General features: G+C 75.0%; 12 protein-coding genes and 1 pseudogene. 6 read left to right on the top strand and 7 right to left on the bottom strand.

All coding sequences use genetic code 11. From position 1 onward, the window contains the following. A pseudogene (locus PV341_RS22285) lies at positions 1-449 on the top strand (reductase); the annotation flags it as partial. Positions 450-489: 40 nt separating this feature from the next. On the opposite strand, the gene PV341_RS22290 reads toward PV341_RS22285, so the two are convergent. From PV341_RS22290 to PV341_RS22315, 6 genes are read right to left on the bottom strand one after another with little or no spacing between them, the layout of a single operon-like run. Continuing rightward, a complete protein-coding gene (locus PV341_RS22290; protein ID WP_500358832.1) occupies positions 490-1,656 on the bottom strand; it encodes a vWA domain-containing protein in 1,167 nt (388 codons plus the stop codon). Positions 1,657-1,690: 34 nt separating this feature from the next. Next, positions 1,691-2,590: an AAA family ATPase gene (locus PV341_RS22295; protein ID WP_500323946.1), complete on the bottom strand. Its 900-nt coding sequence runs from the start codon at positions 2,588-2,590 to the stop codon at positions 1,691-1,693. Beyond that, on the bottom strand, positions 2,580-3,539 hold the full coding sequence (locus tag PV341_RS22300; protein ID WP_500358834.1) for an XdhC family protein: 960 nt from the start codon (positions 3,537-3,539) through the stop codon (positions 2,580-2,582). The genes PV341_RS22295 and PV341_RS22300 overlap by 11 nt, the downstream gene beginning before the upstream one ends. A gap of 8 nt (positions 3,540-3,547) precedes the next feature. Beyond that, the gene (locus PV341_RS22305) at positions 3,548-5,920 is read right to left on the bottom strand and encodes an aerobic carbon-monoxide dehydrogenase large subunit (protein WP_500323944.1); all 2,373 of its coding nucleotides are present in this window, start codon (positions 5,918-5,920) and stop codon (positions 3,548-3,550) included. Further along, the gene (locus PV341_RS22310) at positions 5,917-6,438 is read right to left on the bottom strand and encodes a (2Fe-2S)-binding protein (RefSeq protein WP_500323943.1); all 522 of its coding nucleotides are present in this window, start codon (positions 6,436-6,438) and stop codon (positions 5,917-5,919) included. Before PV341_RS22310 ends, PV341_RS22305 begins: the two co-directional genes overlap by 4 nt. A gap of 1 nt (position 6,439) precedes the next feature. Continuing rightward, positions 6,440-7,312, bottom strand: coding sequence for an FAD binding domain-containing protein (locus tag PV341_RS22315; RefSeq protein WP_500323942.1), 873 nt, complete (start codon positions 7,310-7,312; stop codon positions 6,440-6,442). A gap of 116 nt (positions 7,313-7,428) precedes the next feature. On the opposite strand from PV341_RS22315, the gene PV341_RS22320 reads away from it, so the two are divergent. Beyond that, positions 7,429-8,388, top strand: a complete 960-nt coding sequence (locus PV341_RS22320; RefSeq protein WP_500323941.1) for a LysR family transcriptional regulator — start codon at positions 7,429-7,431, stop codon at positions 8,386-8,388. Between the two features lie 98 nt (positions 8,389-8,486). Continuing rightward, entirely contained in the window at positions 8,487-9,143 is a 657-nt protein-coding gene (locus PV341_RS22325) for a maleylpyruvate isomerase N-terminal domain-containing protein (RefSeq protein WP_500323940.1), read from the top strand. 91 nt (positions 9,144-9,234) lie between these two features. On the opposite strand, the gene PV341_RS22330 is transcribed toward PV341_RS22325, so the two are convergent. Continuing rightward, entirely contained in the window at positions 9,235-10,020 is a 786-nt protein-coding gene (locus tag PV341_RS22330) for a tyrosine-protein phosphatase (RefSeq protein ID WP_500323939.1), read from the bottom strand. Positions 10,021-10,153: 133 nt separating this feature from the next. Here PV341_RS22330 and PV341_RS22335 point away from each other — a divergent pair, with 133 nt between their 5' ends. The 3 genes from PV341_RS22335 (at position 10,154) to PV341_RS22345 (ending at position 13,544) form a co-directional block, all read left to right on the top strand. Further along, on the top strand, positions 10,154-10,930 hold the full coding sequence (locus PV341_RS22335) for an enoyl-CoA hydratase-related protein (protein ID WP_500358836.1): 777 nt from the start codon (positions 10,154-10,156) through the stop codon (positions 10,928-10,930). 142 nt (positions 10,931-11,072) lie between these two features. After that, a complete protein-coding gene (locus PV341_RS22340) occupies positions 11,073-12,524 on the top strand; it encodes an MDR family MFS transporter (protein ID WP_500323937.1) in 1,452 nt (483 codons plus the stop codon). Between the two features lie 510 nt (positions 12,525-13,034). Then, positions 13,035-13,544, top strand: coding sequence for a GNAT family N-acetyltransferase (locus tag PV341_RS22345; RefSeq protein WP_500323936.1), 510 nt, complete (start codon positions 13,035-13,037; stop codon positions 13,542-13,544). Positions 13,545-13,612: the final 68 nt, after the last annotated feature.

The raw sequence follows: 13,612 nt of genomic DNA on the forward strand, positions 1-13,612 counted from the left end.
GCCCCCGCGACCTCCCCCTGCAGTACGTCGACGCCCGCGACCTCGCCGCATGGATCCTGGACGCCGCGGAATCCGGCCTCGGCGGCGCCTACAACCTCGTCAGCCCGCCCGGGCACACCACCACCGGCGAACTCCTGGCCGCCTGCGCCGCGGTGACCGGCTCCGACGCCGAACTGCGCTGGACGGACCCGGAGACGGTCCTGGCCGCGGGCATCGAGCCCTGGACCGAACTGCCGGTCTGGCTCCCCCCGGGCGAGCTCTACGACACGCTCCACACCGCCGACGTCTCCCGTGCCCTCGCCACCGGACTGCGCTGCCGCCCCGTCGCCGAGACCGTCGCCGACACCTGGGAGTGGCTGCGCTCGCTGGGCGGCACGGCACCCCAGCGCCCCGACCGGCCCACCGTGGGCCTCGCCCCGGAGAAGGAGGCCAAGGTGCTGGGCGGTTGAGTCCCACCGCCCGGCACCGGCACCCGTGCACAGCCCTGCGTCACGCCTGCCCCGCGCCGCGACGACGCCCCGGCGCGGACAGCGCGGCGGCGAAGTCGCCCAGGGCCGCCAGGTCATGGGCGCTGACCACGGCGTCACCGTACGGCAGCGCCGCGGCCATACCGCCCACGAGCGGACGGTAACGGGGGCTGGCGGTACGAGGGTTGACCCACACGACACGGAAGGCCACCCGGGCGAGCGCCGCCATGTGCCGGGCGAGGACGGCGGGGTCGCCGGTGTCCCAGCCGTCCGAGACGATCACCACGACGGCGCCGCGGGCCATGCCACGGCGTCCGTACCGTTCGTTGAACTCCCCCAGGCACGCCGCGATCCGCGTGCCCCCCGACCAGTCCGGCGCCGTACGCCCGGCGCGCGCCAGCGCGTCGGAGGGCAGGCCGGGCCGCCGCAGGACGGGGGTCAGCCGGGTGAGCCGGGTGGCGAACGTGAAGACCTCGGCCCGCGCGCCGCGCGACGCGCAGTAGAGCAGCTGCAGCATCGCCCGGGCGTACGGCTCCATCGACCCCGAGATGTCGCAGAGGACGACCAGGCCGCGGCGGCGGGGCCGCGGCACGAAGCGGCGCAGCCGCAGCGGGTACCCGCCTGTGCGGCGCCCGGCGGCGAGGGTGCGGCGCAGGTCGATGCGGTCTCCGTGGTGCGCGGGCCGGCGCCTGCGGGACGGACGGAGCGGGGTGTTCAGCACGATCGCGCGCATCGCCCGGGCCAGGAGGGCGAGCTCGTCCTCGGTCAGCTCCGCGAAATCCCGGGTGGCGAGCCGGTCGGCGGGGCTGGCCGTGGTCGGTGCCCCGACCTCGCGCGCCCGCCCCGGGGTGTCCTCCGCGGGCCGCCCGGCACCACGCCGTGGGGCGGCACGGCCGGCCCCGGCGGGCGACCGCGGCGGGTCGCCCCGCTGCCCCCGTGCGACCGGGTGCCCGGGACCCTCACCGCCGAACACCTTCCGGAACACGGCGTCGAACGCCGGGATCTGCTCCGGGTCCGCCACCAGCGTGGCCAGGGCACAGTGCCGCAACTGCGGCGTCGTCACCGGAGCCAGCACGGTCACCGCCCGCGCGAACCGCGCGGCCCTGTCCGGTCCCACCGGTATCCCCGCCCGCCGCAGGGCCTCGCCGAGCGCGGCCACCACCTCCGCCAGCCCTGGTACCGGAGCCATCTCGACCCTCGCATTACTTGCGTCGCCTCCGGGCTCATGCATCGCTGTCCACCAGGTGCGCGAGACCCTCGGCGCGGACCGCGGCGAGGTCCTCGGCGTACTTGAGGACCGCGCCGAGGGTGCGGTCGGCCGCGTCCGCGTCGAACGAGGTGAGACCCAGCGCACGCAGCGCGGCCGCCCAGTCGACGGCCTCGGCGATGCCGGGCGGCTTGGTGAGCCGGTGGTCGGCGCGCAGCCGGTCCACCGCGCCGGCCACGCGGGAAGCCAGCCACTCCCCCGCGCCGGGGACGCGGCGCCGGATGACGGCGGCGACGCGCTCCGTGTCCGGGTACTCGATCCAGTGGTAGAGGCAGCGCCGCTTCAGCGCGTCGTGCAGGTCACGGGTGCGGTTGGAGGTCAGGACGGCGACGGGCGGCAGCGTGGCGGTGCGCGTGCCGAGCTCGGGGACGGTGACGGCGGCGTCGGCCAGCAGCTCCAGCAGGAAGGCCTCGAACTCGTCGTCGGCGCGGTCCACCTCGTCGATCAGCAGGACCGCCGGCCGCGGCCCCGGATGGGTGATGGCGGCGAGCAGGGGCCGCGGCATCAGGAAGTCCTCGGTGAACAGGTCGGCGTCGCGCAGGGGTTCGCCCCGGGACTCGGCGAGCCGGATCGCGAGCAGTTGGCGCGGGTAGTTCCACTCGTACAGCGCCTCCGCGGCGGACAGCCCCTCGTAGCACTGGAGGCGGATCAGCGGGGTGTCGAGGACGGTGGCCAGGGCGCGGGCCGCCTCGGTCTTGCCGACGCCCGGTTCGCCCTCGAGCAGGATCGGCTGGCGCATGCGGACGGCGAGCAGCAGGGCCGTGGCGAGCGCGTCGTCGGCGAGGTAGTCGGCGGCGTCGAGCCGGGCGCGCAGGGCGGGGACGTCGGGGACGAGGGCGTCGGGGTCAGGAGGCATGTGCGTAGCGGGTGGGGTCGTCGGTGTAGGCGTGCCGGCAGCCGGGGCCGCAGAAGTAGACGGCTCCGCCGCCCTGCCCCGTCAGCGCGACGGTGCCGGGGGTGACGGCGACGGTCATGCCGCACACCGGATCCACGGCCTCCGCGACGGGCCGCGGGGACGCCGCGGGCTCGCCCGCGCCGGGGTGGCCGCCAGGGCGGGCGGCGGGGCGCGGTCGTACCGCGATGACCTCGGCGTACACCGACACGGCGATCTCCGCCGGGGTCCGGGCCCCGATGTCCAGCCCCGCCGGGGTGTGGACGCGGGCCCGCTCCTGCGGCGTCAGCCCGAGCCCGGCGAGGACGGCGGCACCGCGCCGGGGGCTGGCGACGAGCCCGACGTACGGGACCCCCGCGCGCACCGCCGCGGCCAGCGAGGCCTCCTCGTCACGGCCGTGCGAGGCGATCACGACGGCGTCCAGGTCGCCGGGCAGCGGGGTCCCGGGTTCCGCGGGCCTGGCGTCGTAGCCGAGGGCCCGGCCGACGTCGAGCAGGGAGCGGGCGATCGGCGCGTGGCCCAGCACGTGCACCAGCAGGGGGGGCAGATGGGCCTCCAGGAAGATGTCGAGGGTCCCGCCGGACTGGCACGGGTTGTCGACGGTGACCAGGCCCTCGCCTTCCGCCCCGCCCCCGTCCGCCCCGCGCTCGGCCGCGCCCTCCGCGCCGCCGGGGGTGATCCGCAGCAGCACCGACTCCCCGGTCTCCAGCAGGCGCAGCCCCTGCAGTTGCACGGTCGACTCGGCGCAGACGCCGCCGACGAAGCCCTCCACGGTGCCGTCGGGCAGCACCAGCGCGCTGTCGCCGGGCTTGGCGCTGGTGGGGCGCTGCGCGCGGACGACCGTGGCGAGGACGAACGGGGTGCGGCCGTGCCGCAGTTGGTCCGCGCGGTTGAGCAGTTCCGTACTCGTCATCGGGGGCCTCAGGTGATCGCCAGGTCGCTGCGGAACGGCCGTCCCCGTGCGGCCCGCCAGACCGCCGCCGGGGTCAGGGGCATGTCGATGTGGCGTACCCCGAGCGGTCGCAGGGCGTCGACGACGGCGTTGACGACGGCGGCGGGCGAACCCACGGTGGCGGACTCCCCGACGCCCTTGGCGCCGATCGGGTGGTGCGGCGACGGGGTGACGGTCTCGCCGAGCTCCCAGGAGGGGCATTCGACGGAGGTGGGCAGCAGGTAGTCCATGAAGGACCCGCCGAGGCAGTTGCCGTCCTCGTCGAAGGCGATCACCTGCATGAGCGCCATGCCGAGCCCGTCGGCCAGGCCGCCGTGCACCTGCCCCTCGACGATCATGGGGTTGATGCGGTTGCCGCAGTCGTCCACCGCGATGAAGCGCCGCACCTTGACCTGCCCGGTGCCGGCGTCGACGTCGGCGACGCAGATGTAGGCGCCGAAGGGGAAGGTGAGGTTGGGCGGGTTGTAGACGCAGGTCGCATCCAGGTGTCCCTCCACGCCTTCGGGCAGTTCGAGGCTGGAGTGCGCGGCGAGCGCGATCTCGGCCATCGTGCGGCCCTGGTCGGGGTCGCCGGTGACGAACCAGCGGCCCTTGGTCCACTCCAGGTCGTCCGGGCTGACCTCGAGCATCGCCGAGGCGACCAGCCGGGCCCGTTCGCGGACCTTGCGGGCGACCAGCGCGGCGGCCGCGCCGGACACGGGGGTCGAGCGGGAACCGTAGGTGCCGAGCCCGAAGGGCGTCTGGTCGGTGTCGCCGTGCACCACCTCGATGTCCTCGGGCGGGATGCCCAGTTCCTCGGCGACGATCTGCGCGAACGTCGTCTCGTGGCCCTGCCCCTGGGTCTGCACGGAGATCCGCAGCACGGCCTTGCCGGTGGGGTGGACGCGCAGTTCCGCGCCGTCGGCCATGCCGAGGCCCAGGATGTCCATGTGCCGCCGCGGGCCCGCGCCGACGGCCTCGGTGAAGAAGCTGACGCCGATGCCCATGAGTTCGCCGCGCCCGCGCCGGTCGGCCTGCTCGCGGCGCAGGTCGTCGTAGTGCGCGAGGTCCATCGCGAGCCGCAGGGCCCGTGGGTAGTCACCGGAGTCGTACTCCCAGCCGGTCTTGTTCCGGTACGGGAACTGCTCGGGCCGCAGCAGGTTGCGCATCCGCAGTTCGGCGGGGTCGGTGCCGAGTTCGGCCGCGAGCACGTCGACCATGCGCTCCACGAGGTAGACGGCCTCGGTGACGCGGAAGGAGCAGGCGTAGGCGACGCCGCCCGGCGCCTTGTTGGTGTAGACGCCGGTGACCTCGCAGTGCGCCGCCTCGATGTCGTACGAGCCGGTGAAGACGCCGAAGAAGCCGGCGGGGAAATGGGTGGGCTGGGCGGTGGCGTTGAAGGCGCCGTGGTCGGCGACGACCTTCACGCGCAGGCCCAGGATCCGCCCGTCCGAGGCCGCCGCCATCTCCCCGTGCATGTGGTAGTCGCGGGCGAAGGAGGTGCTCATCAGGTTCTCCGAGCGGTCCTCCATCCACTTGACGGGCTTTCCGGTGACGAGGGAGCCGACGACCGCGCACACGTACCCGGGGTAGATGCCGACCTTGTTGCCGAAGCCGCCGCCGATGTCCGGGGAGATGATGCGGATCTTGTGCTCGGGGATGCCGGACACCATGGCGTACAGGGTGCGGTGCGCGTGCGGGGCCTGGGTGGTGGACCACACGGTGAGCTTGCCGGTGACGGCGTCCATGTCGGCGACGGTGCCGCAGGTCTCCAGCGGGGCGGGGTGCACCCGGGGGTAGAGCATGTCCTGCGTGACGACGAGGTCGGCGCGGGCGAACACCTCGTCGGTGCGCTCCTTGTCGCCCGCGGACCAGTCGAAGACGTGGTTGTCGGTCTGGCCCTCCTTGTCGTCGCGGATCAGCGGCGCGTCGGGGTCGAGCGCCCTGCGGGCGTCGACGACGGGCGGCAGCGGGTCGTACTCGACGTCGATCAGCTCGAGGGCGTCGCGGGCCGCGTAGCGGTCCTCGGCGACGACGAAGGCGACCTCCTGCCCCTGGAAGCGCACCTTGTCGGTGGCGAGCACCGCCTGGGTGTCGTACGAAAGGGTCGGCATCCAGGCAAGTCCCAGACCGGCCAGGGTCCGTCCGGTGATCACGGCCTTGACCTTCGGGTGCGCCTCGGCGGCGGAGGTGTCGACGGACACGATCCGCGCGTGCGCCAGCGGGCTGCGCAGGACGGCGCCGTAGAGCATGCCGGGCAGCCGTACGTCGTCGACGTAGGTGCCGTGGCCGCGGACGAAGCGGGCGTCCTCCTTGCGGGTCATCCGCCCGAAGCCGACCGGCCGCTCCCCGGTGGTGGTCATGTCCGCACCTCCTCACGGCCGGAGGCCTCCTGCGCCGTCCCTTCGGCGGGTCGCGCGGTGCGGCCCTGCTCGGCGGCCCAGCGGATGGCGCGCACGATGTTCTCGTAGCCGGTGCAGCGGCACATCTGGCCGGAGATGGCCTCCCGGATGTCCTCCTCGGAGGGGTCGGGGTCGTGGTCGAGCAGCCAGCGGGCGGTCATCATCATGCCGGGGGTGCAGAAGCCGCACTGCAGTCCGTGGCAGGCGACGAACCCCTGCTGGACGGGGTCGAGTTCCGCCCCGTCGGCCAGGCCCTCGACGGTGCGGACCTCGTGGCCGTCGGCCATCACCGCCAGCACCGTGCAGGACTTGACGGGCGCGCCGTCCAGCCAGACGGCGCAGACCCCGCAGTTGGAGGTGTCGCAGCCCCAGTGGGTCCCGGTGAGGCCCAGCTCGTCGCGGAGGAAGTGCACGAGCAGCAGCCGGGGTTCGACGTCCCGGGTGTACCGCTCGCCGTTCACGGTGACCGTGATCTGCATGTCAGCCCTCCTGCCCGTGGGCGCGGGCGGCCGCGGCGCGCAGCGCCCGCACGGTGAGCTCGGCGGCGAGGTGCCGCTTGTAGTCGACGGGGCCGCGCTGGTCGGCGGAGGGGCGGCACTCCTCCCCCGCGATCCGGCCGGCCTCGGTGAACCGCTCCTCGCCCGGCGGTCCCCCGCGCAGGTACCGCTCGGCCTCCTCGGCGACGAACCGGGGCGCACCGACGGCGGTCAGCCCGATGCCCGCCTCGGTGACCAGGCCCGCCGACAGTTCCAGGACCGCGGCCGCGGCGGCGACCGCCCAGTCACCGGCTCGGCGCTCCACCTTGCGGTAGGCGCTGGCGTGCGAGCGGATCGGCACCCTGATCTCCAGCAGCAGCTCCGCCTCGCCGAGGACGGTCTCGTACGGGCCGATGAAGAACTCCCGCACCGGCACGGCCCGCCGGCCGTCCGGCCCCTGGGCTACCAGGGTCGCGCGCAGCGCGCAGAACGCGGCGGACAGGTCCTCGGACGGATCGGCCTGGCACAGCGAGCCGCCGACCGTGCCGCGGTTGCGCACGAGCGGGTCGGCGATCATCCGCTCCGCGTCGCGCAGGACGGGGAAGTGCTCGCCGACCACGGCCGAGGCCAGCAGGTCGGCGTGGCGGACCATGGCGCCGACGGCCAGTTCACCGCCGTCCACCCGGATGCGGGTCAGCTCGTCGAGGCCGTTGATGTCGATCAGCGCCTCCGGCTGGGCGAGCCGCAGCTTCATCATCGGCAGCAGGCTGTGCCCGCCCGCCACCACGCGGGCCTCGGGCCCGTACCGGGTGAGCAGCTCGATGGCGTGCTCGACGCCGGTCGCCCGCGCGTACTGGAACGTGGCCGGAACCTGCATGGCGCCCTCCTGGTCCGGGCGTTCCCCCTGTGCCGCGATGCTGCGCCTCGCCGCCGCGCCGGTGCAATGGGCCGATAAGGCTTCACTTATCGGGGTGAAAGGGAGAAAATCGAAGGGTGACCGTGACACAGCTCAGCACCTTCGTGCTGGTGGCCCGGCTCGGTTCGGTCACCGCCGCGGCGCGGACGCTGAACGTGAGCGAGTCCGCCGTGTCGCAGTCGCTCGGCGCGCTGCGCGCGCACTTCGGCGACCCCTTGATCCGGCGGGCGCCGGGCGGCGGGATGCGGCTCACCCCCGCGGGCGCGCGGCTGCTCCCGGTCGCCTCGCGCATGGTCGCGCTGAGCGCGGACGCGGAGGCCGCGGTGCGGGCGGCGCAGGGCGGGCCCGACGAACTGCGTGTGGTGGCCGCGGGCACGCTCGCGGAGTTCGTGCTGCCGTCACTGACGGAGGCCTTCGCCGAACGGACGGGCCGCCGCATCGACACGTCCTTCGGCACCGCCACCACGAGCGAGATGCGGGCGCTGGTGGAGCACCGCCTGGCCGATGTGGCACTCGGCCCCGACCTGGGTGCGGTGCGCGGCGGAGGGCTGATCGGCGAGCCCGTCTTCCGGGCCCTGCTGGTCGCGGTGACCGGACCCCGGGCACCCCGGCCGGCGGGACCGCCGTCCCGCTGGACGTGGCTGGTCGACGCCTCCGGCACCGACCCCGGCGCCGACACGGGCCGCCTGCTGCGCAGGCTGCGGGTGCCGGAACCCCGCGTCCGGGTCTTCCCGCACCAGACCGCGGCCTGGGACGCCGCCGCGGAGGGCGCGGGCGTGGCGCCCGCGGTGGCGCACCTGGTCACCCCGCGCCTGCGGCGCGACGAGCTGCGCCTCCTCGACACCCCGGCCACCCCGGCGGACGCCACCTGGTACGCCACCGTCCTGCCCCCCGGCTTCCGCTCCCCCGCGACCGACGTCTTCCTCCACTTCCTCCACACCGCCGTCGCCACCCGCATCATGGGCGCCCCCGGCACCGGCATCACCCCGTCCCGCTTCCGCCCCGCCATCCACGTCACGCTCTGGCCCACCGCCTGACCCCGCCCCGGGCATGCGGCGCGGACTCCCGGACCGGCCCAGGTCCGGGGGGCCGGTGACCCATGGGAGGGGCCTTTCGGCCGCGGTACGCTCCTGCCATGTCCCGATCAGCCGATGCCGGCCCCTCCCGGTCACCCGTCACCGCGGACGACCTCGACCTCGCCGTGCAGCTCGCGGTGGCGGTCCTCCGCGAGGCGCCCCCGGCTGCTTGGGAGGGCAAGGCCGGTTCGCTGGAATGGGACTGCTGGGAGACCGTCGAGCACCTCAGCGACGACCTCTTCGCCTACGCGGCACAACTGGGCCCCAGGACACCGCCCTTGGACGGCGAGGTGCCCTTCGTATGGGAGAGCCGGCGGCCCGGCGGCCCGGCGAACGCGATTCACGCGAACCGCGCGGCGGGGCCCGCCGGTCTGCTGCAGGTCCTGGAAGCGAGCGGGGCGCTGCTGGTCGCCATGGTGCGCACGACGCCACCGCAGACCCGCGCTCACCACGTCTTCGGCGTCTCGGACCCCGAGGGGTTCGCCGCGATGGGGATCGTGGAGACGCTTGTGCACACGCACGACCTGGCACAAGGGCTCGATCTCGTATGGAGCCCGCCTGCCGATCTGTGCTCCCGGGTGCTCGCCCGGCTGTTTCCGCACGCGCCGTCGTCCACGGATTCCTGGTCCACCCTCTTGTGGGCCACCGGACGCGCCGACCTGCCCGGACACCCTCGTCCCACGTCGTGGCGCTGGGACGGCACGCCCCGGGCATAGGCCGTGCCCGAGGGCACGACCGCGCTCGGCCCCCACCGGACCCACACCGCGGCACCCCGGAACCGGGGCGCGCCCGCACGAACGGCAGCGGTCAGTGCGGGGCCGGGGTGACCAGGACTTCCTTCAGACGGGTGAGTTCCGCCGCCGTCAGGCCGCGGTCGCGCAGCCAGGGGCCCGCACCGCCGTGCCCGGTGCGCAGGACGTCCAGGAAGCGGTGCATGACGCGCGGTTCCGAGGCCATGAAGGCGTGCTCCACGGCGGGCAGGTCACGGTAGGACGGGAAGCGGGCCAGGCGGGCGCGGATGCGGACGACGCGCTGTGCGGTGAGCGCGTAGTCGGCGGCGATGGCGGGGGCGGGCACGCCCACCGCGTCGAGCAGGAGGGCCGCGAGGACACCGGTGCGGTCCTTGCCGACGGCGCAGTGGAAGACGACGGCGTGCTGGTCGGTGTCGGCGACGACGCGCGCCGCGGCGACCAGCGACTCCCCGCTGCCGTCGAGCAGTCCGAGGTAGAAGCCGGTCGCGTCGCCGTCGTCCGCGGTCGTCGCCGGGACGGCGTCGGTGACCAGCGCGCGTACCCGGCTGACCGGCAGGTTCATCCGGCGCACCGCGGCGTCCGCGAGCAGGCCGTGCCCCTCGCGGGCCGCCTCGTCCGGGCCGCGCAGGTCGAGCACGGTACGCAGCCCGTAGCGGCCGAGCAGCAGTTCGACGTCGCCGGCCGTGGCCTCCTGGAGGGTGCTGGCCCGGAACACCACACCGCGCCGGGTCGTGCCCCCGCCCCGCACCGGCAGACCGCCGAGGTCGCGGATGTTGTCCACCTCCGCCAGCTCGAGCCAGCGCGGCGTCTCACCGGTCGCTCCGTCCCGCGTCGTCTCCAAGGCGCCCTCCTCGTAAAGCCCCTGGCCATCGTGCCGTGCGCGGCCGCCCCGGTCCACCGGCGACCGCCGCCCCGGGGATATCGTCACCTGATCCCGGGGACTCCCCGCCGACCACCGACCGGAGGTGCCCGCCATGGCCCAGCTCGAGCCGCCCGTGGAGCCGTTGGTGCGGACGGAGCGGCACGGCCGCGTCCTGGTGGTCCGGATGTGCCGTGCGCACAAGCGCAACGCCGTGGACCGGCACCTGGCCGAGGCGCTCGACGCGGCGTTCAACACCCTGGAGGACGACCCGGAGCTGTGGGCCGGGGTGCTCACCGGCTCCGGCGGGGTCTTCAGTGCGGGCAGCGATCTGAACGCCATCGGCGACTACGTCACCGAGCGCGGCGGCGAGTACGGGCTGATCCGCCGTCACCGGCGCAAGCCGCTGGTCGCCGCCGTCGAGGGCGCCGCCCTGGGCGGCGGGATGGAACTGGTCCTCGCCTGCGACCTGGTGGTGGCCGCGGCGACCGCCCGTTTCGGGCTGCCGGAGGTCCGGCTCGGCCTGGTGCCCACGTGTGCGGGGCTGTTCCGCGGCCCACGCGCGCTGCCCGTCAACCTGGCCAGGGAGATGGTGCTGACCGGCGACCCCGTCGACGCCGCGCGGGCGCACGCCGCCGGGCTGGTCAACCGGGTCACCGCTGAGGGCGGGGCGCTCGCGGGCGCGCTCGAACTCGCCGCGCGCGTCTGCGAGAACGCACCGGTCGCGGTCCAGGCGAGCCTGGTGGCGATGGACGCATGGCTGTCCGGCTCCGACGGACCCGGCTGGCGGGCCACGGAGGAGGCGACCCGCACCGTGATGGCCTCCGAGGACCGGCACGAGGGCGTCGCGGCGTTCCTGGACCGGCGCCCGCCCCGCTGGACCGGCCGCTGAGCCCCGGTAACCGGCGGATACACGCACGCGGGTGACTCCGGCGTGCGCCACGCCGGGGACCGGGCTTATCTGGAAGCCGTGACCGGTGTCGTCCGGACGCGGTCCGCCGCGCAGGAGGCGCCCCCGAGCGAGGAGCTTCCTTTTGGCACGCAGGATTCCGCCGACCACCGCGGTCGCCGTGGTGTTCGTCGCCGCGCTGTTCATGGCGATCATGGACACCACCATCGTCAACGTCGCCGTACCGGCCATCGGTGAGGACTTCGGCGTGCCGGCCTCCGGGCTGGGCGGCGTCAACATCGGCTACCTGGTCAGCCTGGCGGTCTTCATCCCCGTCGCCGGCTGGCTGTCCGACCGGTACGGCACCCGCAGGGTGTTCCTCGCCGCGCTGGTCGCCTTCACCGCGGCATCGGCGCTGTGCGCGATGTCGACCAGCCTCGAACAGCTCACCCTCTACCGGATCCTGCAGGGCGCCGGCGGCGGTCTGCTGGTCCCGGTCGGCCAGACCATGCTGTTCCGGGCGTACCCGCCCGCGGAACGGATCAAGGCGCAGCGCGCGCTGATGGTGCCCACCGCGATCGCCCCGGCCGTGGGCCCGGTGCTGGGCGGCTGGCTGTGCGACGCCGTGTCCTGGCACTGGGTCTTCCTGGTCAACCTGCCGGTCGGCGCCGCGGCCGTGGTCTTCGGTCTGCTCTTCCTGCCGGACTACCGGCTGGAGCGGCCCGGCCGCTTCGACCTCGTCGGCTTCCTCCTGGCCGGCGGCGGGCTGTCGCTGACGCTGTACGCGCTGACCAACGGCGCCAAGGACGGCTGGGGCACCGCGGGCATCCTCGTGCCGCTGCTCGTGGGGCTCGCGGCGCTGGGCGCGATGGTGCTGGTGGAACGGCGGATCACGATGCCGATGCTGGACCTGGAGCTCTTCCGGGACCGGCTGTTCCGCGCGAACACCGTCGTGATGTTCCCGCTCAGCGCGGTCTTCCTCGGCACGGTGTGGCTCTACCCGATGTTCCTCCAGGAGGCGCTGGGCTTCAACGCCTTCGAGAGCGGCCTGGCCACCTGGCCGGAGGCCGTGGGCGTGATGGCCGCCGCGCAGATCGCCCCGCGGCTGTACCGGCGGATCGGGCCGCGGTGGCTCATGGTGGGCGGTTCGGCCGGCATGGGCGTGTGCGTGGCGGTGATGACCGGGTTCACGACGGCCACCTCGCCGTGGGTGCTGCGCGGGGTGCTGTTCGTCCTGGGCTACTGCATCGGGCACGTGATGATGTCGGCGCAGAACGCCGCCTTCGCCACGATCCCCCCTCCCTCGACGGGGCGGGCGGCGACCGTGTTCAACATGCAGCGGCAGCTGGGCGGTGCCTTCGGGACCGCGCTCATCGCCACGCTCCTCACCGCGGTCGGCACCACCACCGTGGCGGCGGGCGGCACCACGACGGCCAACCTGGGCGCGTACCACGCCGGCTTCGTGCTCTGCACGGGCCTGGCCCTGATCTCGGCGGTCGCCGCGCTCTTCGTCTCCGACAAGGACGCCCTGCGCGTCGAGAGCCCCCGCCCGGGCCGCCACGCCCGCCCCGACGCCGCCGCCTCGCCGGCCACCTGACCGCGTGCCACGGGTGCCCCGCAGGCTGCCGCCGTGTCGTCGCGGTGCGGGACCGTCCCGCGGCGCACCGGCGGCGCCTGACCGCCGATCAGGCTTCCGGGCAACGGCGGGAAGGCGTCCGGGCGCCGGCTCCAGCGCCCGCCCTGCGGGCCGCCGCCGGGTGCCGGTCCGTCACAGCTCGCGCCGGGCGCGCGGGCGGGCCACGGTCCCCGGGACCGACGGCCCGGCCCTCCGGCTCCGGGGCACCGGGCCGGGACCACGTGCAGCCTTCCGGGGTGCGCGAGCACGGCAACCAGCAGCCGACGCAGCACCTCCGCCGAAGGCCGAGGGGCAAGGAAGGCCGAGCACCGGCCGGCGTCCTCCCGCTGCCGGGCACCGGCCGGTGCCCGGGGGCACCCCCGGCCGAAGGCCCGGGGGACTGTGCGACAGGGCTCAGCGGCACCCGCAGACCGGCGGCCGACGCCGAGTGCCCCGACATGCCGCCGCCGCGTCAGGCCCTAACATCGACCCATGCCTCGCCTGGAACGTCTCCGTGCCGACCACGCCACCGCGCTCCTGGAGTTCGAGCGGGCGAACCGCGCGTACTTCGCCGCGTCGATACCGGACCGGGGCGACGACTACTTCGCGTACTTCGACGCGCGGCACCAGGCGCTGCTCGCCGAGCAGGACGCCGGGTCCTGCCACTTCCACGTGCTGGTCGGCGCGGACGACGAGGTGCTGGGCCGGGTCAACGTGGTGGACGTGACGGACGGGTCGGCGGAGCTGGGGTACCGGATCGCCGAGAGCGCGGCCGGGCGGGGGCTCGCCACGGCCGCGGTTCACGAGGTGTGCGCCCTGGCGGCCGGGGAGTACGGGCTGACGACGTTGTGGGCGGTCACCACGCTGGACAACGCGGGCTCCCGCACGGTGCTGACCCGTACGGGGTTCGTGTCAGCCGGCACGGTCGAGCTGGCAGGCCGCCCCGGGCTCCGGTTCGTCCGCGCCCTGGGGGACGGCACGGCGCCGTCCTCCGCAGGCTGAACGCGGGCGGCGAGCGCGCGCAGGCCGGGGAGGGCGAGCACGGCGATCCCGGGGAGGCTGGAGACGAG

The organism is Streptomyces sp. PA03-1a (assembly GCF_033792805.1).
Classification (GTDB): domain Bacteria; phylum Actinomycetota; class Actinomycetes; order Streptomycetales; family Streptomycetaceae; genus Actinacidiphila.

Coding starts and splice junctions, on each gene's coding strand:
- PV341_RS22295 (WP_500323946.1), bottom strand. CDS start 2,590: ATGCCTCCTGACCCCGACGCCCTCGTCCCCGACGTCCCCGCCCTGCGC.
- PV341_RS22310 (WP_500323943.1), bottom strand. CDS start 6,438: ATGCAGATCACGGTCACCGTGAACGGCGAGCGGTACACCCGGGACGTC.
- PV341_RS22300 (WP_500358834.1), bottom strand. CDS start 3,539: ATGACGAGTACGGAACTGCTCAACCGCGCGGACCAACTGCGGCACGGC.
- PV341_RS22290 (WP_500358832.1), bottom strand. CDS start 1,656: ATGGCTCCGGTACCAGGGCTGGCGGAGGTGGTGGCCGCGCTCGGCGAG.
- PV341_RS22315 (WP_500323942.1), bottom strand. CDS start 7,312: ATGCAGGTTCCGGCCACGTTCCAGTACGCGCGGGCGACCGGCGTCGAG.
- PV341_RS22345 (WP_500323936.1), top strand. CDS start 13,035: ATGCCTCGCCTGGAACGTCTCCGTGCCGACCACGCCACCGCGCTCCTG.
- PV341_RS22325 (WP_500323940.1), top strand. CDS start 8,487: ATGTCCCGATCAGCCGATGCCGGCCCCTCCCGGTCACCCGTCACCGCG.
- PV341_RS22305 (WP_500323944.1), bottom strand. CDS start 5,920: ATGACCACCACCGGGGAGCGGCCGGTCGGCTTCGGGCGGATGACCCGC.
- PV341_RS22335 (WP_500358836.1), top strand. CDS start 10,154: ATGGCCCAGCTCGAGCCGCCCGTGGAGCCGTTGGTGCGGACGGAGCGG.